Consider the following 20,880-nt stretch of genomic DNA (forward strand, 5'->3'; position numbering starts at 1 on the left):
GTTGTCGGATATGCAGAGGGCTTTCGCCGCCAAGGCGGGGTCGAGCATGTCCGGCATGTCCGAGAAGACCGCGCGCAGGTCGCGCATGCCTGCCCTCATCGCCGCCCCGCCCTGTCCCGGCGCCCCACGTAGTCGATGCGCTCGACGCCGCCCCGTTCGATGAGCGCGGCGACCGACGCCTTGGGTATCCTCCACGCCGTGCCGATCTTCATCGCGTGCTCGAATTCCCCCGACCTGCACATGAACCGGATAGTGCGCTCGCATATCTGGAGGGCGGAGGAAACCTGCTTGGGGGTGAGCATGGGCGGGTACCCTTCCAGGTAGGCCATGCAGGGGCTCCCGGCGGTCTCCGGGCGCGCGGCCCTCCCTCCCGTCCTCACGGCCGCCCCCTTTTCCCGGGCGGCGCGGCGGGCGGCCTTGGGCGGCTTGCCCTCTCTCGCTCGTCAATCATAGTGGCCTCCGTTCTTCGATGACCTCCCCGCTTTCCTTGCCATAGTGTGGCTTAAAATAAATACGCTATAAATTATGTTTTTAAGCGTATTTATCTTGATTTATCGTGGTGGCACGCTATTAATTAGATTTAATAGCGTATCGAAGGAGAGAAAATGCTCGCAAAAGATGACTTTACGGGCGAAATAGGGGGGTTCGAACTCTCGATACCTGCGGGGGGCTCCGATCTCCTTTTCAGGCCGAGCGCCGTTGCGGCGCCCCCTCGCCCCCTCGCCCCCTCGCCCTTGTTCTACGAGTTCGGCAACCTGTCGGACGACGACGAGGTGGTGGCCTTCGCGGCCGTCCACGGCCCTCTGTTTGGTACGAGGGGGTGGGTCCCCGAGGACGGGGCCATACGGGAGAGCGTCGAAGACTGGAAGGAGGCGGCGAGCGCCCTGAACCACGTCCTAAGGCTCAAGGCGTTCTGCGACGGGAAGGCGGGCGTCGGAGACGTGTCCGACTTCATGCACGTGGTGGTCGCGATGGGGGCGAGGGGCTTTTCCCTGACGGCCTCCTGCTCCCTTTTCTCCGGCAGGAGTGAGGGCGCGTACCGCGACCTCGTTCGGTCCTCGCACGTCGGCGAGAGCTACCAGGGGGCGGGCGGCGAGCGCGTCGTGGCCGGGCTTTCCGTGGACCCCTTGGGCGCCCACGTGGCGGCCACGTATGAAACCTTCGACTACTATCCGGCCTCTCCCCAAAGCGGGCAGGACCGCTCATTCATTGACGCCTTGGCCTCAGAGGGCTTTCCCGGCGACATGGCCGAGGAGTGCGCCCACGCGGTCGTGAGGCTGTGCACGATGGCCCACACCTCCGACGTCCGGTTCGGATTCGTCGACGGCGTGTACGGGCCTGTGGTCGAATGCCTCCTCGCAGGGATATGGCACGAGTTCGGCCAAGCGTACTCCCACGAGGCGATCGGGGTGTGCAAGGAGTGCGGCCGGGTCATGGACTGCACGAACGAGCGGGGGAAGCAGAAGGACTACTGCTCGAAGGCGTGCAGGGACAGGGCCCGAAACAAGAGGAACGCCCCGAAGATGAAGCTGAGGCGCCGCATGGCCGCGGGGATGACCGTGGAGGAGGCGGCTCGGGACAGCGGGGTCCCGATCGACGAGGCGAAGCGCCTTGTGGGGGTGGAGTGAGGTTCCGTTCCGCCCGACGCGCGGATGAGCGAGGAGGTGGGATATGGCGTACGTGGTCATAGGCGAGGGAACCGGCGAGTTCCGTGGAAAGAGCTCCTTTCGCGGCGAGTTCATCGTGCTCGACACCAAGACCGGGAAGACCGAAAAGATTCGCGAGACGATGAAGGTGTCCTCCAGGACGAAGGCGGAGAGAGGCCGCTGCCTCCGGGAGCTTCGCGAGAGGATCGAGGGCTCGGCCCGCTACGACGCCCGCAACACGACGGTGCGGCAGCTTTGCGACGAGTGGATGGGCTACCGGGCCAAGGACGAGGATGTGGCGGCGGGGACGCTGCGCAAGGACAAGTCGCTCGTCGACAACATCTGCCTCCACCTCGGCGACATGCGCGTGTCCGAGGTGCGGCCCTACGACATCAAGGACATGCTCTCCAAGCTCGCCGCAGGGGAGACGGTCAGCGGCAGGCCCGCCTCCGGGACGCGCCGGGCCGACGTGTTCGTGAAGGCGAACCAGGTGTTCGAGGACGCGGTGATCAACGAGGTCATCGTGAAGAACCCCTGCAAAGGGGTCAAAAGGCCCAAGAACGATACGCAGGAGAGGTCCTTCCTCTCCTTCGAGCAGGTGCGCCTCATGCTGGCGCTGGCCGATGCGCTGCCCGTCGGCTCCCCGTCCATCGGGTTCTACCTCGCCCTGCTCGCAGGGCTCAGGCGGGGCGAGATATGCGCGCTGCGGTGGAAGAACGTGGACTTCGACAAGGGCGTCATCCACGTCGAGAACAGCTACAGCTCCGACACTCTCTCGCTTGAGAAACCCAAGGGGGGCAGGGAGAGAAGGCTGTTCGCCCCCTCCTTCCTCATGGAGATGCTGAAGGAGTGGAAGGGACGCCAAGCGCGGCTCCTCCGGCTGACGCTCGGCATCGAGCAGGGGCCGGACACCCCGGTGGTCTCGTCCCAGAAGGGCGGCTTCACGCATCCCGACAACCTGAGGCGGTCCTGGGGGCGGTTCGCCGCACGCCACGGGATGGGGGCCTACACGCTGCACGAGCTGCGCCACACCTACGCCACCATCCTGTTCGCCCTCAACGCCGACCTGAAGGCGGTGCAGAACAACATGGGGCACCTGCGGATGGCGACGACGATGGAGATATACGTCCACTACGTCGAGGCCAAGGGCGAGGAGGCGGCCGGGGTCCTCGACGCCCTCGCCAGGAGCCTGGGGAGCGGGTCGTCCTTCGGGGAGACGGCGCGCGCGGGCGGGGCGCCCGGCCCCGCCGCCCTCGGGGAGGGGCCGTCCCTCGGGGCGGTCGCGTCGGCCGGGGAGGCGGCGATCGCCCTTCCGGGCGGGGCCGCCCTGCTGGAGAAGGCCGTGTGAGGGGAGGGAGGTGCCCATGCGCGCGATCGTCAGGCTGCTGAAATGGTTGTTCCGCCTCGTGTTCCGGTCGATCTGACGGACGGAGGGGCTGATCAAGCTTGCGATCCGGACAAATGCCTGGATCGCCTTTGAGGATCGAGATGCGGCCCTAGCGTTGTCTAGGCCGTTCCCATTCTGGAGAAGGGGATGATGCCGAAGGGCGTCTTGATGCTCGAAGATACAGGAGATGCGAGACGCACAGAAGTCCTCTGAAAAACAAGGGGTTTCCAGGTTGCTTCTGCGATATAAAAGTGATGTTTTTGATCAACAAATATAGATAAACGATAGTTTTCTTTGTATTTTTTATGAAAGGATGGCGATAGATCGCTATCTATGGTCCTCGCGATACGGGAGGCAATTATGCGTAGAAGGACCTTTTTGAAGGCGCTTGGCTTCGCTGCGGCTGGATGCGCTGTTTCACCCGCTCTTGCGCTCGCCTCGGAAGGAGGCGAAAATGCCGATACGATGGCTCTTACGGTTGATGGCGCTATCGACATGGCTCGGCGTTTTGCCGAGGATTGCTATCCTGATGAAGGCCTTGAGGCCACCAACCCCATAAAACTGGCGAACGCCTCTGGCCAGCCTGTGGGGTACGTCTGCGATTACCTCAAGGAGGGGCAGCCGTATGGCTACCTCGTTGTCGACGTGACTGCGCCCATGGGCATCGTTGAATTTTCCGTAGGCCCAGATGCCCGCAGTCCGTTTGCCAGGGCTGTTGAAGCTGGGACGGCGCAAAGGTCCGCGTTTTCGCTAGATGACGAGCCGATCGCGCTGCGGCTCGATCCTTTGACCTATGGAGTCATTAATCGTTCGAACGGGACCATGGTTCTCAATGATGGCACAGAGCGGACGGCTCCTCCGGCTCTGCACAGCGCCTGGGGAATGCCTAACGGACTTTTTCTCGCATTACACCGTTGCTCTTACCGACAATCTTCCTGTTTGGATAGCTGCGACTCAGGATAGGATTATTGAACTAACGGGTCGTTATGCTTGCGCGGTGACGGCGTATTTCACCGTGGCCGGCATCTACGGGCTCGTGGATGTTTGGCAGGATGGTGGTGAGTACCTAAAGATTTGGGACTACACCGGGACGGTCTAAGATACGAGCAACACCGATCCGAGCGCGTATTGGGGCTCGACTGACAGGGCGAAGGGCGCTGCCGGCTTCAAGTCGTATTGCGCCAGCAGGGGGAAGAGCATCAGCTACTCCCAGTTCGACAACCCCTCGTTCTCGCAGTACGTTCTTTCCATCGAGGGAAAGAAGCCCGCGCTTTTCCACGCCAGGTCTTATGGTGGGCTGGACATGCGGTCGTCGTGGAGGGGTATTTCCAGGCGAGCCGGAAATCAGATGGGCAAAGCTTGAGCGTCATCCAGGTCGCTGACGGCTGGTACGGAGGCGTGCGCTACCTGAACTTCTATCACTCAGGTTTGACCAATCGAACGGCAACCCTGCTCTATTAGCCATTCGCATGGTGTTGAGCCTTCGCATCCACTCAAGGGCGGCCGCTTTTGCGGTCGCCCTCGTCGCGTCTGCTGTTTTGTTCGGGTGCCAACCTGGGGGAGGCGCCGATGAATGAGGAGGAAGAGAGGTGCTTGAGGTGGAGGACATTCCTCTTGGAGAAGATGCTTCCTCGTATGACGGGGGAGTGTCGACTGTTGTCCTTCGCGGAACCGGAACCGTCGTAAGCGCGGATGCCTAAGAGATGACGGCCGAGATCGCCATGGACGAAAATTCCGGGATTTTGGCTGATCGAGAAGTCGTCTTCGACTTCTCATCCCATACGGAGTATCTTCCGGTTATGCTTGACGCCGTGCAACCAGGCGATAGGGTTGAAGTCACGTACTTTTATGCAGAGAATTCTAAGGGATCTCTGTACGGCGAGTCGATCGTTCCCGCTTCCGACCGGTCGTGATGGGCCGTGTGATCGGTTCGGGGAGAGAGCCCTCGAGCCGATCTTCTTGTCGAAAAACCGAAAGCGAACTGGACGGTTCGGAGGTTTCCTCGTTTGCGGATCGCTCTCGGGCTTCGGGCGTCCGGGCTGCGTTTGCGGCCAATCGTCGAGCGGGGCAGAAGGGCCGTTCTTTGAGGCCGTTCTAGGAGGGGTTGCGCCGCGGGCGGGAAGGCCCCATAATGGCCGCATTGTGAAAAGCCTCACGGCTTTTGGCGGCTGCGGGCGCACGTGCCTTCAGCCGCGTTTTCTATTCGGGAGCGAGGCATCGGCCCGTCGAAGTGAGGTGAGAAGGCATGAGGTTCAAGATATCGTGCGCGAGCAGGCGGGATCCGGCGCCGGACGAGCCGCCGTGCGGCAACGCCTTGCGCGCCGGGACGCGCATGCACGGCGAGGAGTGGGGCTGCCCGAGGGTGGTCCAGGACTGGGAGGTCGAGCTGGACTCGATCGAGGGGCTCATGGCCCTGGTCGCGGAGGTCGGACCGATCATCGTGGAGGACCCGGCCACCATAACCGTCTACGACGACTACGTGGAATAGGCGGCTTGCCCCGCGTCGGCGGGGGCGTGCGAGGGGAGCGACGCGCGCGATCGCCGGGCCGCCGAGGCGGCCGCTCTGCCTCACGCTCTGACCGGCCTGACGGACGTTCGAAGAAGGAAGCCGCCGCCTACCTCGCGGACCGCACGTACTTCTTCAAAGTCTACTCCTACCGGGCGCTCTTCGAGAAGCGCGTGGGAGGCCCGCGCGACGGCCAGTACGTCAACCTCTACTTCGGCCATCTCAAGCTCCTGGCGTCGCTCGACCGGACGCTGCGCTATGCGCTTCTCCCGCTCACGCTCGACGTGGAACATTTCGCTCGCACTAAGCTCGTCCGCGAAGCGATGACGTGCGAGGGCGGGGACGGCTGCACGCTCGTCGCCGACTACATGGCGCACCTCAACCACGCTGAGCGCCGCCGCCGTGAGGGCGAGGTTCGCGCCCTCGCCCCCGATGTCTACTGCGGCAACCTCGTGGGCAAGTACGCCCTACCCGACGGGATGCCGCTGTGGGCGCTTTTGGAGCTCGCGTCCTTCGGCACGTTTATCGACCTCTACCTGTTCTGCGCCGAGCGTTGGGGCGATAGGGAGATGCGCGATGGCCACTACTTTCTGCGTCAGGCGAAGGCCGTCAGGAACGTCTGCGCCCATTCGTCGAACATCCTTAACGGCCTTGCCCGCCAAGACGGCGCGGTCGCCACCAACGCCAGCGTGAGCACGGCGCTCGCAAAGGCCGGCCTCTCCCGCCGCGTCCGCGCCTCGAAGATGCGCAACCCGCGTCTCCAGCAGATCGCGACGCTGCTGCACCTTCGCTCCCAGATTGTGCCGGAGGGGACGGCCAAAGGGTGCGCGAGGATGGGCGTCGCGCACCTCAAGGGCGAGATGGGGGGGGACGTATTGGAGGCCCTTTCCGGCAACGATGCCGTCCGCTCGTCCTTCGGGTTTCTCATGGTGCTGTTTTACAAATGGTTCTGATGCCCCATAATGGGGGCAGATAGAAAAACCTCCGGGTTTTGCAAGGCGGGGTCGCGCAAGCGGTTCCGCCTAGTTTTTTCTTGGGGCCGCCGCCGGGCCGGAGGGAGGTGCGGGAAAGGCTCGTGTTCGCCTACTTGGCGGAGCGCGGGGCCTCAGGCGGCCGCCATGTCCTCCGACCTCGGGGTCGCCGAGACGATCCCGAGGAGCGATTTGGCGCGGCTTAAGGAAAGCGAGGCCGTGGCCTCGGAAAGGGCCATCGAAGGCGCCTCTACCGCCTCGCCGACGGCCCGGAAGGCTGGGGGATCCCGCGCTCCTTGGCAGGTGCGCACCGGGGGACCGGCTCCTCTCCACGGTATCTCCTTTTGCATAAACGCGGCATCCCTCGGCGCCTACGGGTCGGGGCGCGCCGGAGCGGATGCTGCCTCTGACCTGCTGGGTCCGGGATCGGCGTCTTCGGCAAATTGGGGTGCGGCGGGGGGTGCGAGGGCGGAATTGGGGTGGGATTGGGGTGTTTCCAGGCCTCTCCGCGATCACGACCAATCACGTGAAATCCCAGCTCAGATGGCGTGCAATCATCTCCGATCACGTATAATCAAACCCCTTTCGAACCCCATGGAGGTTCAAGTCCTCTCGCCCGCACCATGTAAACCGCAAGGCCGGAAGCTTGAAATAGCGCTTCTGGCCTTTTTGCTTCTCTGGTTGGTATGCCAAACGGCATACCGAAACGCCTGCGCAGAAGCGCGCGACGGTGGCGGAACGGGAGAAGGCGGCCTCCCCGGAGGGAGCCCCTAGCCTCTAGGCTGCCGCTAGGTCGGCCCAGAAGGCCGTGATCACCCTGCCGTTGCCGGCGTAGTCGTCACTCCGCCCGGACGTGTCGGCAAGGTCGCGCATCTTGGCCATGAAGCCCTCTCCCTGGTTGGCCGCCGCGTACTCCACGACGCGCCAGCAGGTGGAGGCCGGGTCGGGCGTCTCGTAGGAGAGCGGATCGTCGGAATGGTGGAAGGGCCTCGAACGTAAGCTCGAGGCCCTTTGCGTACCTCTCTCGACTGCGCGTTTGGAGCGTGCCTCCTCTCTTGGCGTCGTTGCCTATGCGACGTCCACGAATTCGGCGCGGAACGCCTCCCAGTCGCCCGAGGGCTTGCTTGGGGCAAGGCCGCCCGTCAGGGCGTGGATCGTAGCGTAGCGGCCCGAGGTCATGCACGATCCGCACGACATGCCTCCCAAATACAGCGACCAGTCCACGTCGCCGCAGATGTCCCCTGCGTTGAATCCAGCCGAGTACAGTCCGGGTATCGGCGCACCGTTCTCGTCCACTACCTGGTAGTTCTCGTTCACTTTGATGCCGCCTCCCATTGCGGTGAGGCGAATCCACTGGCGTATGCCCCAAAACGGTGGCTTCAGAATGGGCGCCAGGTACTTGGATTGCTTGCCGAAGTCCTCGTCGAAGCCCGCCTCGCACAGCTGATTGTACCGTTCGACGGTTTTCTTCAGCGCGTCGGCGGGGATGCCCAGCTCGTCGGCGAGCTCGTCGAGTGTGTCGCAGCGATGCGTGTCGATAAGGTCTTCGATCACGCCCTGCGGGTTCTCCACGGCGCCGGGTATGTAGTTCTCCATCAGTTCGACGGGCGAGGGGGAGTAGCCCCATGCTTTCGCCGTCTCGAAGTACGTGCTGTCGAAAACGCGACAGAACCTTCCGGGATCCTCCGCGTTCTGGAAGCGCAGCGTCTCGTCCCAGTAGTGCATGGGGATCTCCTCGTTCATGAAGCGCTCCCCTTTCTCGTTCACCGCGAGGAAGGGTATTTCCGTCATGGCCATGGGCGCGGCGTCCATGTCGTGCATCTGCTTGCTGTGGCCAACAGGAGTCATCGTTGCGCCCACGCTCATGGCCATGAGTATGCCGTCCCCGGTTTTGTTCATCTGCTTCTTCGTGAATTTAACGAGGTCGGGCGCATACTTCGACAGCATGCTGTCGTTGTTTTGGTAATCGCCCGTGGCCAAGATGACGGCTTTGGACGCGTTGAATTTGATGTAGCCTTCCCTTCCTTCGCCGATGGCGGCCGTCACGCGCTCTCCGTCCTTCACCAGTTGCACGCCCGGAGTGCTGTAGAAGAACTCGGCGCCCTTCGAGGCTGCGTACTCGGCAAGGGCTTTGACCAGATTGCCGTTGTTCTCCGGTTTCACGCCGAAAGCGTTGCGCATGGTGGTGACGTGGCTGCCGTCCGCCGTCTCGGTGCGCGTGAGCTTCGATTCGTACGGTGGATACCCTGCCTCCTTGCCCATGCGCGCCATCCACATGGCCGTTTCACCCGAGTGCTCGGCGAAGAACCGCACGAGGTCGAGGTTGACGCGGTAGCTGCATGCCTCGCGGTACCCCTGTATCCAGCGAAGCAGCCCCAGGTCGGTCGTCTCGTCGAGGATGACGCCCGACGAGCCGTTGCCCTGCGAGATGGGGGTCGACTCTTTCTGCAAGCATGCGACGGTGGCGCCCTCCTCAAGCGCCGTGAGAACCGCCGGAAGCCCCGCGGTTCCCGCGCCCACCACCACGATGTCGTACGTCTTCTCGTCTGCGAATTCAGTGATAGGTTCGGCGACAGCGCTGGATTGCTCGAAGTCGCTCGCCGTGGTGCCCGCAGGGTACGAGAAGTTTCCGTCTTTTCCCGACGTGCCGCTCGGCGCGGCCGCGCATCCCGTCAGGCTCGCTCCGAGCGCCGCGACGGTGCCGGCGGCTCCCAAGGCGAGGCCTCCCTTGATAAACCTCCGTCGATCCATGTTCGTACCCATTTCGCATCATGCCCCTTTCTTCTGATCGTCCTCGTGTCGCGTCACCTTGAAGGCGCGGGCATTCGACAAAGCGCTTGGTCGCGTTCGCGTGGTGGCGTCAGGACGGATGCCCCTTCGCCTGCATGCCTGCGCGATGTTGGCGGTGCTGGCTTAATGATCGTCGTTCGGACGGGTTCCGTCCTCGCATAAAAGGAGCGAATCGGATTGAGGGGCGGCCATAAAAGAGGGGATTTTCTTTCGAAGCGCCCGCGATCCGGGCTTCGCAGCGCCGTGCTGCATGCCGTGCGAAGCGGCTGCTGTATAATCGCGGCAGCATGCCGGGCTCTGAGAAAGGACGGGAAGGGGTGTGGCCAAAAGCGCGTTTCGCATGCCGAGTTTGAACGAATGGCTGTTCGTGATCGGGCTTGCCTGCTACTGGCCCACGTTTCGCAACAGCTTCTTCGGCTTGGTGTTCTCGGAGGGGGGCGAGGGTCTCGGGCACCTCGATGTGGAGTACCTGTTGTTTCTGGGCTTCGTCGCGCTGTGGTGCGGCGCGTGCTTGGCTCGACCACGCCTTGTGGAGGCGTTTTTGGCAGCGCGTCGTTTCGCGGTGTGCGGTCTTTGCGTGCTGGCTTCCGTCGGCATGTCGCTGGTCTACTGCGTCGATGCGTTCGATTTGCCTTGGGCGGCGTCGTTCGCGGGCGTGGCGTTTTCGTCTGCCGGCTTCGTCGTCCTCACGTTTGCATGGTCGAACGAGGTTGTTCGAGCGAGAAGCCGCAACCTCTTCTTCGACATCGCGCTCTCGTTTCTGTTGAGCTTCGTCCTCTCGCTCACGAGCCTTCTGCCCGGCCCGTTCTCCCTTGCGCTGCCGTTTTTCTCCTGGGCGATCTCGGGTTTGGCGTATGCGGCGTATCGTGCGCCGCGCATCGGTTCCAAAGCCGCATCGGCATCCGCGGCGTGTGGTCGAGACGGCTTGGCGGCGCGCATTGGCTCTGCTCGCGTTGCGCTTGACGGAATCGTCGTGCTGCTCATCGCGTTTCTGGTGATCGGGGCGTTCGTGAGGGGCTTTCTCTACCTGGGTACCATCGCCTACTCGCCGGAGCAGACGACGCTGTCGAGGCGCGTCGTGTCGTTCGCGCTCTCGTTTTTGGTCGCCGTCGTCGCGTATCGGGCCGATTCGGGCAAGCCTCCCCTGTTCTGGCTCTGGACGCTCGTCTCCCTCGTCTTCTTCAGCGGTCTCTTCCTCATCGCGGCCCTCTACCCCCTCATGCCCGATCTGGCGGGCGGCGTCGCCATCACGGGGCGCACGTTCGTGTCGTTTTTCCTCTGGGTTGCGCTTGCCCTGACTGTTCGCGAGCGTGGCGGGCATCTGCTCGTGCCGGTCGTCGGCATACTGTTCATCATGGTCGAATGCGCCTCCGGTTTCTGCAGCTACTTCCTTGCGCCCGAGATCGCGCGGGCGATCGGTCTTCCGATGTCCGCGTATCTGCCGTTCTTCGCGCTGCTCATTGCGTTCATACTCATTTCCAGCACCATCGTGTTCCTTGCGTTGCTGGCCAACAGGAGGCTGGCCGAGCCGACAGATGCGCCCCGTCTCACGCGCGAGCGGGCGTGTGCCGCTTTGGGCGAGGAGCGGGGCCTGACCGCGCGTGAGGTGGAGGTGATGGAACGGTTTTCCCAGGGCAACAGTCTGAGGAAGGTCGCCGAGACGATGTTCATCTCTACGAGCACGGCGCAATCGCACGTCAAGAGCGTGTATCGTAAGTTGGGCATCCATTCCAAGCAAGAGTTGATAGACCTTGTGGGCGATCGCATGGGAAAGCGCATGTGATCGATTGCGAAAGGAATTGCGTTTCCGTGCCGGAGCTGTCGCGGTCGCGAGTCGAGGTGGGGCGTGCCTCGCGCGCGATGTCGTCGCGCTGCGGCCGCGCCGCAGCTGCATGCCGAGGGTTGACGTTGGCTGGCCGTGCGCCGCTGCCGCGTTGACGCCGCCGTGCTGCGTGCTGCCGTCACCGCGGCGCGCCGTCGGGATGCTGCTCGCGCGCTGCGTCGCACCGCCGCAGCGCGCCGGAGCTCGTCGCTCCCCGCTCGCGCATCGGACGAGAGCGGGGGAGAAGTGCCGCCCTTTTCCCATGCGCCCTTGCCGGCTCGTGCTACACTTTCCCCATGACTTCCTATACGACCATAGCGGGACGCGCCGTCGCGGAGATCGAGGAAAAGAAGAGCCGCTTCATCGCCAGCCTTGCGCACGTAGAGACGGAGGAGGAGGCGCTCGCGTTCTTGGAGGAGGTGCGCGCGGCCAATCGCATGGCGCGTCACAATGTGTACGCTTACGTGCTGCGCGAAGGCGGTGCGGGTGCGGCGGGACGCGTGCGGTACTCCGACGACGGCGAGCCGCAAAAGACCGCCGGACTGCCCACGTTGGAGGTGCTGCAGCACGCGAGCCTCACCGATGTGGCGGCGGTGGTCACGCGCTATTTCGGCGGTGTGCTCCTTGGCACGGGCGGGCTTGTGCGCGCCTACACCCAGGCGACCCAAGCGGGCGTTGAGGCGGCGGAGCTCGTGGTGGTGTCGCGCTGCGTCGATCTGGAGATTCGCACGTCTTATGCGCGCTATGAGCAGCTGGTGCGCATAGCCGCCGATTGCGGGGCGAAAGTGCTCGACACGGGGTTCGCCGACGAGGTGATGCTGCGGTTGCGCATGCTCGACGGCACGCAGGCGCCGCTGCTTGCGAAGCTCACCGAACTCGAGCGAGGCCAAGAGCGCGTGTGTGTGAGCGATCCTGTGGACGCGGCGTTCTGAACGGCGCGCTGGCCTCGGCGCGGCAGGGACGCGTCGCAACGTGCGGCAGAGAGCGGCGCGCCAGGGGCACATCGCGTGCGCCGAGGTCGGCGGGCTGGGCGATGATCGTTGGGCATAGTGCGGTGCGCGCGGCAGGGAGCGCGTCAGACGCGCTGCAGGAAGCGACGCGGCAGAGAAACATTGGGTATGCTGCGGCAGGTGGAGTCGGCGATCATTGGGCGCGGCATCGAATGGTCTTTTGGTTCGGTTGGATGGTGCGGAGGGAGGCCGCCCGCAGCTTGACGGGCGCAGATTGGCATGCAGCGCGCGACGGAGGGCGCGCCGTGTAACGACCTGCGGTGCGTCGACGGTCCTCTGCGAGGCGTCGTACGCAGCGACACGAGATGCGCCTGAAGGCAACCTGCGGGGTGCTGCCGCATGACGGCCTGAACCGCGCAGTGCCCACGGGGCCTCATCTCCCCTATAATAGGCGGCATGGCGCGCAACCAACAGCTCATACTGGATCGGTATCGACCCATCGCCGAGGCGGGGACGGGCGGCTTCGGCACAGTGCAGGTTGCATGGGACACGCGCATCCAGCGCAAGGTTGCCATCAAATGCATCGGCCTCGACGAGGTGGATACGATGCGTGTGGCATCGGGCGGTCCTAGCGGCCAAAACCACCCGGTCGGCTCAGGAGGTGCGACCGATGTCCTCGGCGGTTCCGGCCCCACCTGGGAGGCGGAGTCTGCAGATCTTGACGCCCCTGCGTTTTCCGATGACGAGGAAACGGCGTTGTTCGACATGATGGGTCGCTCTGTCAGCATGCTCGACAACGACTACCCGGCGCGCGTACTTGCGCGTACGCCGGGTCTCGACGAGGCTCGCACGGCGGCGTTGTTGTCCGATGCCAACATCGTGACCGTGTACGATTTCGAGGTGCAGGGCTCCACGGCCTACCTCATCATGGAGTACGTGGACGGCATCACGCTCAGCGAGCTTCTCGAGCGTTTCGGAGACAGGATATCGCTCAACGCGGTGGCCGCCGTGTTCGCAGCGGTGTCGCATGCGCTGGAGGTGGCGCACGACAATCAGGTCCTGCATTTGGATATCAAGCCCGACAACGTGCTCGTCAACCGTCAAGGCCAGGTGAAGGTGACCGACTTCGGCCTGGCCGTGCTTGCCGACGCCTCTGGCTTCGGCGTGGCGGGCGGCGGCACCGTCGGTTACATGCCGCTCGAGCAGATGCGCCAGGAGAGCCTCGACGCGCGCTGCGACGAGTGGGCTCTCGCCTCGGTGACCTACGAGATGCTGGCGGGCGAGAACCCCTTTCTCGCAGAAGACCTTCCGCGGGCCGAAGCTGCCATCGAAGATGCCGAGCTCGTGCTGCCGTCCTTGTGCTGGGACGAACTCGATCCGGCGATCGACGACGTGATCTTCCGTGCGCTTGACCCTGATCGCGAAGAGCGTTACGACAACGTGACTGAATTCGCCGATGAACTGGAGCCTTTCCTGGGCGATCCGAAACGGGGCACGCGCGAGCTGGCCGCCATCGTGGGCTACGCCGACGAGGAAGAGGTCGATGACGAGCCCGTTCCCGCTTCGCGCGCGCCGCGCGCACCGTTGCGCGAGCGCATCACGCCGGGGCATCGAAGGGCGGCCGCCCGGGCGCTCGGCGCGCTGGGCTCGGCGCTGGTCGCGTTCGTTGCACTGGGGAGCATTCCGGAGGCAAGCGGGTTGGGCAACCCACTGTTCTGGGGATTGTTGGCGATGGTCGCTTTTGCGGGGGCGCTCAAGCCGCATTTGGGGGCATTGCTATCGTACGGCACGCTGAGCGTGGCGCTTGTGGTGCAGGGGGCGCCGGCCGTTGGCTGTGCGCTGATGGCGGCTACGGGCGCCTGGTGGTACTTCGTCGGACGGGAGGGCGACGCCGAAGCGAACGTCGCTCTGGCAGCGCCGTTGGTCGGTGCGCTGGGAGGCGGCCAGCTCGCGCCGCTTGCAGCAGGCTTCTGCCTCTCGCCTGCCCGAGCGTTTGTGACCGCGGCATTCTCTTTGTCGACGGCCGCGGTTCTCGCGGCGCTCGGTTCCGGATCGCTTCTAGGATGGGACGCGCCTGCGCATATCGCGTCCGCGTTCGACGGCTCCAGCGTGCAGGCTCTGCTCGGCTCGATGCTTATGAGTCCTGCGTTTTGGTGCGTGGCGGCAAGCTGGCTTGTGGCGGCGTTCACGCTTGCGTTCGTCAGGCAGCGCCCTACGCGCGTGTTTGCGGTGCTTGGCACGGTATGCGCTGCATCGGTTCTGGTTGCGGGCATCTGCGCGGCGGCATGGGCGGCGTCAGGCGGACTTACCTGGATGCCGTCCGTCCGTAACCTCGCTGGCACTGTCGTTGCTGTTGTTGCCATGCTGCTCGCCTGCAGTTTGGTGCCCGATCCGGCGTTTTGCGAGGCGGATCCTGAAGAAGGGGCAGCGGCATAGCGCATGCGGAAGGCATCTGCTTGTGCAGGTCGGCTGAGCGCAGGAATGAGCAGGCGAATGCGGATGCGGGACGCGAACGGGTCGGGCGCTCGCGCGCATGCGCAGGCGTGGAGCGCGGGAGTGGCTGCATGGTCGCGCATGGGCGGGTGCGCTGATGGGCAGATGGGAATGCTGGGCGAGGATCCCTGCGAATGCGGGCGTTGTGGCGGATGCGGCGGGACCGCAGGCGAACTTGGGCGAACGCAGATGGGTGCTCCGTTCGAGAGCTCCGTCGCGCTCTGTGAAAGCACGGGGTGCGCTTAGCCAGATGCCGGCTTGGCGTCGCAATTCCTCCAAGTGATGCTTCGCGCGGGCACGCCACGCGTTCGATCATACCCAGCATCTGGGCTTTCGATCAACGGGTCTGTCTGTTTGTTGTTAGATCGGAATCAATTTGAATTCGCGTATGTCGTATTTCAGATTGGCCTTTTGCGAATAGGCGAAGCGGAATGCCTTCCTGTTAGGCAAAGGGGTCGGCCAAGGCATTGAGCGGGGTTTATAGCGGGGTGATCTGGTCTCTGCTAACTTTGGCTTGATTGCAGATGCCCTCGTTTATTGTCGAATCGCCGTTGATGCGAATCTGCGTTCGCTAGATCTCGAGCTGGGCCTCTCCGATTGGGCGCTTGGGAAGGCCTTCTCCAATGAACGGGGTCTTCCGAAGCGCTGGTAGGGCCTTGCGCAACGGGTCAATCTTGCCTGTGTCAATGGCGGTTTAACAAAAGTGGATGCGTCCTCTTTGACGCAAAATTTGCCAGACTGCTATGTGCCCTTCCCTTTTGGCTTCGCATTGCCGTTGATGCATCCCGACGATCTGGGGAAGCGAGAGATCTTCGGTGGTTGTTTCTATGAACGCTCCCAATTCGGTCAAATGTAAATGTGTAGCAATCTGGCGATCTTTGTTACGTATCTCCTTGCATTGACGGCAAAGACGAAATCGATGGAGAGCTCTAGTGGGTCCAAGGTTGCTCATCTGCATGTGGTTCGAGCTTGGAGTCCGGATCTAGCGCATGCCAAGCTGCATCAATCTTGAACCAGCGGCAGATGTGTCCTTTTCGCGATTGCTCGTGGATGTCAGCGAAAGAGGAAATTTGGAAAGAGGGATGTCCGACCGACGCCGAGTTTGCCGCTGCTTCGATTCTGCCGATGAAGCTATAATCCGACGAGTTCTTGCAACTCCTTTCTGCTGTGCACGCCGAGTTTGGCGTACAGGCGCCGCGCGTGGCCGCGCACCGTGTTCTCGGCGATGAACAGCGTTTCGGCGATGTAGGCCTTGCTGCGCCCCTTGCACAGCAGCTGCATGACCTCGATCTCCCGGACGGTGAGGTCGTGCTGCTTCCCGATGGCCGCGCAGCGCTCGTCGATGAGGGCGAAGTCGTGCGGCGCCGGGCTCGACTCGTCGAGGTCGGAGAAGATGCGCTGCATGGTGGGGTCGCGATAGTCCAGCAGCAGGCTGAGCGCGATCATGATGGCGAACAGCAGCACGAGGGCGAGCGTGGGGCTCATGGCCGGCGCGACGAGGCCGCTCGAGCCCAGCAGCCTCCCCAGGTAGTTCGGCAGCGTGTACGCGAGCCAGCCCAGGCCGAACACGACGTAGGGGTGCAGGTTGCTGTGGTGGGCGATGTCTGAGAGCAGCAGCCAGAGGAACACCACCACCAGGTAGGATATGCTCGTGGAGCACATGGCTTGCAGGCCGGCCGTGGGCTCGAACACGCTGAGCACGAGCATCGCCCCGATGAGCAGCATGATGCCCCGCCACAGCTGCGCGAAGCTGACCGAGCGACGTTTGACGATGACCCACCAGAGGATGAGCAGCGACACGGCCACTTCGATGACGTGGCCCAGCAGCGATGCGTTGGGCAGCGGGTTGTCGTACATGCTGGGCAGCCCGCCGATGAAGGCGTAGACGAACGCGTAGGCGGCCACGCATGCGAACACCTTCCAGAGCGACCCGAACGTTTCCGCGGTGTAGCGGATGTCAGTGGTGGGAAGAGGCTGCTGCCGCTTGAACGAGCGAGACAGAAACGTCGTTGACAGCAGCGGCAAGCAGCATGCGGCCGCGGTGCCGGCTTCGGCGGGCAGCGCCGTGATGATCGACTTCGCAATCGCTCCCAGGATGCAGGCGGCGAAAATGCAGCCGAGGGCGTTGCGCAGGGCCAGGCCGCTGTAGAACACGCCCCACCGTAGGTAGCCCCATCCCAGGCAAACGCCGCCGAGGGCCACGACGGCTCCGCTTAGGAGCGGAGGAAACGCCACCGCGCTCGACCCGGCGGCGTAAAGGGCCGTGGTGGCGCAGCCGATGGCGGTGAGCACGATGTCCGAGGCTTGTATGCGCGTGCGGTTCGGCTTCTCGGCCCGACGAAACGCGACGGCCATCACGACGAGGAACACGGACTGGGCCAGGTACAGGGAGAACCACGAGTTGCCGCTCCCCGACGGGTACGGCTTGTTCGAGTTGAGCCACAGTATCCACGTGTGCATGGTCCACAGCCCGAAGCACGGAAACGCCGCCGCGAGCAGCGACATTCGGGATCGACTCTGCGACCGTTCGAGCATCGACAGTTCAGCCATGATCGTCCCCTTACGCAACGCGTCGGATGCGCCCCTCTGCGCGATCCGCGAATCCCTCCCCTCGATTATAGGAGCGTTCTTCCGCCCGTTCGGCCCGTTCGGGCAAAACAACACCTTTCGTGCCTAGGGAAAAAACCAGCCTGCTCCCCTTCGTGCCCATCGGCGAGGAAAAGAGGACACGGTTCGTAGCTAGAACGCATGCGGCATCGCAGGCATAGTCGTCGTAGGCCGCAGGAGGCGGTCGGAGTAAGGAATGCGATGCGTAACGAGAGGAGGGACAAATGGGGATGAATCGCGGAACCGTGCAAGCGCGGAGCCGATGCGCCGCGATGGCGACGGCGATGGCCGTGGCGGCGGCGACCTTCGCCATCGCGGGGCTGTTGAGCGCATGCGCGCCGAAGCAGCAGCAGGCGGACGCTTCGTCCGACGAAGGCGCAGACGCGGCGATCACGGTGGCGTGGTCGGCGGACATGGCGTGCTCGTCGTGTCATACGCACGAAGCGCAGACGGAGTCCGACACGGCCTGCCTGGCAAGCAAGCACGAGGCAGATTCGTGCGAAAGTTGCCATGGGACAGCGGAGAGCCTTGCGGGCGCGCATGCGAACGCCTCGGCCGACGGATCCATGCCGACGAAACTGAGCAAGGAGCATGCGGTAAGCGAGGAAGCATGCCTCGCCTGCCATGGAAGCTGGGATGAACTGGCTGCGAAGAGCGTGGACGTGACGGTTCTCACCGATGCCGATGGCACGACGGTCAACCCGCACGCGATGGATCGAACGGGCGACCACGCCGCCATCACCTGCACGAGCTGCCATAGCGTGCACGAGGCCGAGACCGATCAGAAAGAGCTCTGCCTGAGCTGTCATCACGAGGACGTGTTCGAATGTCGAACGTGCCACGAATAGAAGGAGGGGGAACTACCATGGGGAAGAACAACGAGCATACGCTGGGACGCCGCGATTTTCTCAAGGGAGCCGCAGTTGCGGCAGCGGGCGCCGCGGTCATGGGCATGGCCGGGTGCTCGGAGGCGGGAAGCGCTTCCGCCGAGGCGGGCAAGCGGGCCGTGGAGCCCGAGGCGTGGGACGCGGAGACTGACGTCGTGGTGATGGGGTACGGATTCGCCGGCCAGGCTGCCGCCATCAGCGCCGCGGCGGCAGGGTCGCAGGTGGTCATCTTCGAGAAGGCGCCCGAGGAACATGCGGGCGGCAACAGCGCGGTGTGCTGCGGGTTCCTCAACATCTGCTCGGGTGACGGTGCTGCTGAGGCCTGGAAGGCCATCACCGACGGCGGCGTGACCGACGCCGAATGCGAGGCGGTGGCGAAGGCGTCCACTGACATGCCGCAGTGGTTCAGCGATAACATCGTGGAAAGCGAAGTGGTGGTGAAGTCGGGAGCCGACGCCGTGCGCAAGCTGTGGGGCAAGGAGTACCCCGACGCGAACGCCGTCAACCTGACCATCGAAGGCAAGGGCCAGACGGGTGGCGGCGCGTATCTGCACCAGCTGTGCGCCGACGTCATCAAGGACCGCTACGCCGATTCGATTTCCATTCGCTACGAATCGCCGGTGACCGAGCTGGTGTACGATGCCGACGCGCGCGAAGTGCTGGGTGTGCAGTACGACGAGGGCGGCCAAGCGAAGTACTGCAAGGCGAAGAAGGCTGTCATCATGGCGTGTGGCGGCTACGAAGGCAACCCCCAGATGATCGAGGACTTCGTGCTGACGCATTACAAGCAGTACCCCATCGGCAGTCCCTACAACACGGGCGACGGCATCCGCATGGTGGCGGGCATCGGGGCGAAGCTGCGCCATATGGCCGCCGTCGAGTACGGCTCGCCCGCGTGCCTCGAGCTGTCGGAGAAGTACAACCAGGCCATCGCGTGCTACAACGGCGGCGACACGACGTCGATGATTTACGTCAGCCAGCACGGCGAGCGCTTCATGGCCGAGGACGGGAAGTGGCCGGCGCACGACAAACGCTACCCGTACCCGTGCTTCGAGGAGAACAAGGACACGGCCGAAACGCCCAATTATCCCTGGTGGATGGTGTTCGACGAGACGCGCCGCACGAAGGGAACCCTGTTCGCGTGGTCGAATGCCGAGCGCAACGAGGGATGGGCCGCCGTCCACAACGTGTACCAGTGGTCCGACGACAACATGAAGGAAGTCGAGGACGGCGTGGTGTTGAAAGCCGACAGCATCGAGGAGCTGGGCAAGCTCATGGGCTACGACGATGTCGATCTGGCCACGTTCACGGCGACGGTGGAGAAGTTCAACGCTGACGTTGCCGACGGGGGTACCGACAGCGCGTTCGGCCGTGCTCCTGCCGTTTCGAGCAAAGGTGAAGTCACGCCGGTCAATCCGCTGAACAATCCACCGTACTACGCTGTGCAGTGCTGCATCTCGTATCTCAACACGAACGGTGGTCCGGCTCGCAATGGCAAGTGGCAGGTGCTCGACTGGAACGACGAACCCATCGGTCGTCTGTACTCGGCGGGCGAGTTCGGATCGGTTTTCTATCATTATTACTGGGGAGGCGGCAATGTGAACGAGTGCTTTGCAAGCGGCATGGTGGCTGGTCAGGAGGCGAACGCGCTTGCAGATTGGAGTGCGGCGTAGGCGCTTTGCTTTAACCGATACCCGGGCCGTCGCGGGAAGCAGCGTCCTTCCCTCTCGCATCCTGCGGCGTGCCCGATTCCGCCATGTTCGTGCATCGTCGGTCGTGCTGGGGTATGCTGGCAACGTAGCAACCGCACTCCGAGAGAGAGGAGCCTCCTATGCGTCAACTGAACGACGAGCGCGTGTTGTTCGCGTTTTCGCGCGAAGCGGAGCCGGCGCTGACGGTGAAGTCGGGCGAGACGGTGCGCATTCGCACGCAGGACTGTTTCGGCAACCAGGTGAGGTCGTCCGACGACGTGCTGGACGAGATCGACTGGGACCGCATCAACCCCGCTACCGGCCCCGTGTACGTTGAGGGGGCGATACCGGGCGGTGCGCTCAAAGTGACTATAGAGGGCATCGAGCTGGACGCGCAGACCGCGTCGTGCACCGGCAAAGACGAAGGCGTGTGCGGCGACCGCTTCGAAGCGTGGAGCACGCGCCTGTGCGCTGTCGATGCCGAGAAGGGCGTGCTTTCCTGGAGCGACGAGCTGTCCATCCCGCTCAAACCCATGATCGGCGTGATCGGTGTTGCGCCGGCTGGCGAGCCAGTGAACTGCGGCACGCCCGGCAGTCACGGCGGCAATATGGATGCCACCGTCGTCACCACGGGCGCCACGTTGTATTTTCCCGTGGCGACAGAGGGTGCGCTGTTCGGCTGCGGCGATATGCACGCGGCCATGGGCGACGGCGAAGTGAGCGTGTCGGGTGCGGAGGTTGCCGGTTGGGCCACGGTTACCCTGACTGCGTTGCCCGACCTGCATTTGGTCGACCCTGTCATCGAAAACGAAACCCATATGGGCGTCATCGCGTCGGCCGAGTCGCTCGATGCGGCGGCCGACCGCGCCGTGCACGAGATGGTGGACCTTCTGCACGACCGCACGGGTGTCGCGGTCGACGAGCTGGTCATGGTGCTGTCGCTCGTTGCCGATGTTCAGGTGTGCCAGATGGTGGATCCGCAGAAGACCGTGCGGTTCATGGTGCCGAAGTACGTGCTGGGGGCTCTCGGTTTCGCGCTGTAGGATCGCGCCTTCTTGACGTCCGTTTCGTCGGGTGCGGGGGCGTCGTTCGTGGTGGCGTGGCGAAGCGCGGCCTCCCTCCTGCGCGCC

Annotated in this window: 14 protein-coding genes; 11 read left to right on the forward strand and 3 right to left on the reverse strand. The window is 63.8% G+C overall.

The window, feature by feature from the left end; translation table 11 throughout:
• Positions 1–95: 95 nt before the first annotated feature.
• Entirely contained in the window at positions 96–380 is a 285-nt protein-coding gene (locus B5F40_RS04670; protein ID WP_087193217.1) for a helix-turn-helix domain-containing protein, read from the reverse strand.
• A 225-nt stretch (positions 381–605) separates the two neighbouring features.
• Between B5F40_RS04670 and B5F40_RS04675 the strand changes: the two genes are divergently transcribed.
• The 5 genes from B5F40_RS04675 (at position 606) to B5F40_RS04695 (ending at position 6,492) form a co-directional block, all read left to right on the forward strand.
• Positions 606–1,628, forward strand: a complete 1,023-nt coding sequence (locus tag B5F40_RS04675) for a hypothetical protein (protein ID WP_087193218.1) — start codon at positions 606–608, stop codon at positions 1,626–1,628.
• A 43-nt stretch (positions 1,629–1,671) separates the two neighbouring features.
• Positions 1,672–2,994, forward strand: a complete 1,323-nt coding sequence (locus B5F40_RS04680) for a tyrosine-type recombinase/integrase (RefSeq protein ID WP_087193219.1) — start codon at positions 1,672–1,674, stop codon at positions 2,992–2,994.
• A gap of 417 nt (positions 2,995–3,411) precedes the next feature.
• Positions 3,412–3,996, forward strand: a complete 585-nt coding sequence (locus B5F40_RS15870; protein ID WP_140396421.1) for a hypothetical protein — start codon at positions 3,412–3,414, stop codon at positions 3,994–3,996.
• A 1,282-nt stretch (positions 3,997–5,278) separates the two neighbouring features.
• A complete protein-coding gene (locus B5F40_RS16195) occupies positions 5,279–5,521 on the forward strand; it encodes a hypothetical protein (RefSeq protein ID WP_162610894.1) in 243 nt (80 codons plus the stop codon).
• 5 nt (positions 5,522–5,526) lie between these two features.
• Positions 5,527–6,492, forward strand: coding sequence for an Abi family protein (locus B5F40_RS04695; RefSeq protein ID WP_162610895.1), 966 nt, complete (start codon positions 5,527–5,529; stop codon positions 6,490–6,492).
• A gap of 1,086 nt (positions 6,493–7,578) precedes the next feature.
• Here B5F40_RS04695 and B5F40_RS04700 read toward each other — a convergent pair.
• The gene (locus tag B5F40_RS04700; RefSeq protein WP_087193223.1) at positions 7,579–9,273 is read right to left on the reverse strand and encodes an FAD-dependent oxidoreductase; all 1,695 of its coding nucleotides are present in this window, start codon (positions 9,271–9,273) and stop codon (positions 7,579–7,581) included.
• Positions 9,274–9,640: 367 nt separating this feature from the next.
• Here B5F40_RS04700 and B5F40_RS04705 point away from each other — a divergent pair, with 367 nt between their 5' ends.
• The 3 genes from B5F40_RS04705 to B5F40_RS04715 all read left to right on the forward strand — a co-directional run bounded on the left by B5F40_RS04705 (position 9,641) and on the right by B5F40_RS04715 (position 14,508).
• On the forward strand, positions 9,641–11,083 hold the full coding sequence (locus B5F40_RS04705; RefSeq protein ID WP_140396423.1) for a helix-turn-helix transcriptional regulator: 1,443 nt from the start codon (positions 9,641–9,643) through the stop codon (positions 11,081–11,083).
• Between the two features lie 335 nt (positions 11,084–11,418).
• Positions 11,419–12,054, forward strand: coding sequence for an IMPACT family protein (locus tag B5F40_RS04710; RefSeq protein ID WP_087193225.1), 636 nt, complete (start codon positions 11,419–11,421; stop codon positions 12,052–12,054).
• A 474-nt stretch (positions 12,055–12,528) separates the two neighbouring features.
• Positions 12,529–14,508: a serine/threonine-protein kinase gene (locus B5F40_RS04715; RefSeq protein ID WP_140396424.1), complete on the forward strand. Its 1,980-nt coding sequence runs from the start codon at positions 12,529–12,531 to the stop codon at positions 14,506–14,508.
• 1,188 nt (positions 14,509–15,696) lie between these two features.
• Here B5F40_RS04715 and B5F40_RS04725 read toward each other — a convergent pair.
• The gene (locus B5F40_RS04725; protein WP_087193227.1) at positions 15,697–17,115 is read right to left on the reverse strand and encodes a helix-turn-helix transcriptional regulator; all 1,419 of its coding nucleotides are present in this window, start codon (positions 17,113–17,115) and stop codon (positions 15,697–15,699) included.
• A 281-nt stretch (positions 17,116–17,396) separates the two neighbouring features.
• Here B5F40_RS04725 and B5F40_RS04730 point away from each other — a divergent pair, with 281 nt between their 5' ends.
• The 3 genes from B5F40_RS04730 (at position 17,397) to B5F40_RS04740 (ending at position 20,793) form a co-directional block, all read left to right on the forward strand.
• Positions 17,397–18,020, forward strand: coding sequence for a cytochrome c3 family protein (locus B5F40_RS04730; RefSeq protein WP_087193228.1), 624 nt, complete (start codon positions 17,397–17,399; stop codon positions 18,018–18,020).
• 17 nt (positions 18,021–18,037) lie between these two features.
• On the forward strand, positions 18,038–19,732 hold the full coding sequence (locus B5F40_RS04735; protein ID WP_162610896.1) for an FAD-binding protein: 1,695 nt from the start codon (positions 18,038–18,040) through the stop codon (positions 19,730–19,732).
• Between the two features lie 158 nt (positions 19,733–19,890).
• On the forward strand, positions 19,891–20,793 hold the full coding sequence (locus B5F40_RS04740) for an acetamidase/formamidase family protein (protein ID WP_087193230.1): 903 nt from the start codon (positions 19,891–19,893) through the stop codon (positions 20,791–20,793).
• The last annotated feature ends 87 nt before the right edge of the window (positions 20,794–20,880 follow it).

This window comes from Gordonibacter sp. An230 (assembly GCF_002159915.1).
Lineage (GTDB): Bacteria > Actinomycetota > Coriobacteriia > Coriobacteriales > Eggerthellaceae > Rubneribacter.

What these genes read in the sequence shown, in the direction of transcription:
- B5F40_RS04675 (WP_087193218.1), top strand. Translation starts at nt 606, where the DNA reads ATGCTCGCAAAAGATGACTTTACGGGCGAAATAGGGGGGTTCGAACTC.
- B5F40_RS04680 (WP_087193219.1), top strand. Translation starts at nt 1,672, where the DNA reads ATGGCGTACGTGGTCATAGGCGAGGGAACCGGCGAGTTCCGTGGAAAG.
- B5F40_RS16195 (WP_162610894.1), top strand. Translation starts at nt 5,279, where the DNA reads ATGAGGTTCAAGATATCGTGCGCGAGCAGGCGGGATCCGGCGCCGGAC.
- B5F40_RS04700 (WP_087193223.1), bottom strand. Translation starts at nt 9,273, where the DNA reads ATGGGTACGAACATGGATCGACGGAGGTTTATCAAGGGAGGCCTCGCC.
- B5F40_RS04705 (WP_140396423.1), top strand. Translation starts at nt 9,641, where the DNA reads ATGCCGAGTTTGAACGAATGGCTGTTCGTGATCGGGCTTGCCTGCTAC.
- B5F40_RS04710 (WP_087193225.1), top strand. Translation starts at nt 11,419, where the DNA reads ATGACTTCCTATACGACCATAGCGGGACGCGCCGTCGCGGAGATCGAG.
- B5F40_RS04715 (WP_140396424.1), top strand. Translation starts at nt 12,529, where the DNA reads ATGGCGCGCAACCAACAGCTCATACTGGATCGGTATCGACCCATCGCC.
- B5F40_RS04725 (WP_087193227.1), bottom strand. Translation starts at nt 17,115, where the DNA reads ATGGCTGAACTGTCGATGCTCGAACGGTCGCAGAGTCGATCCCGAATG.
- B5F40_RS04730 (WP_087193228.1), top strand. Translation starts at nt 17,397, where the DNA reads ATGGGGATGAATCGCGGAACCGTGCAAGCGCGGAGCCGATGCGCCGCG.
- B5F40_RS04735 (WP_162610896.1), top strand. Translation starts at nt 18,038, where the DNA reads ATGGGGAAGAACAACGAGCATACGCTGGGACGCCGCGATTTTCTCAAG.
- B5F40_RS04740 (WP_087193230.1), top strand. Translation starts at nt 19,891, where the DNA reads ATGCGTCAACTGAACGACGAGCGCGTGTTGTTCGCGTTTTCGCGCGAA.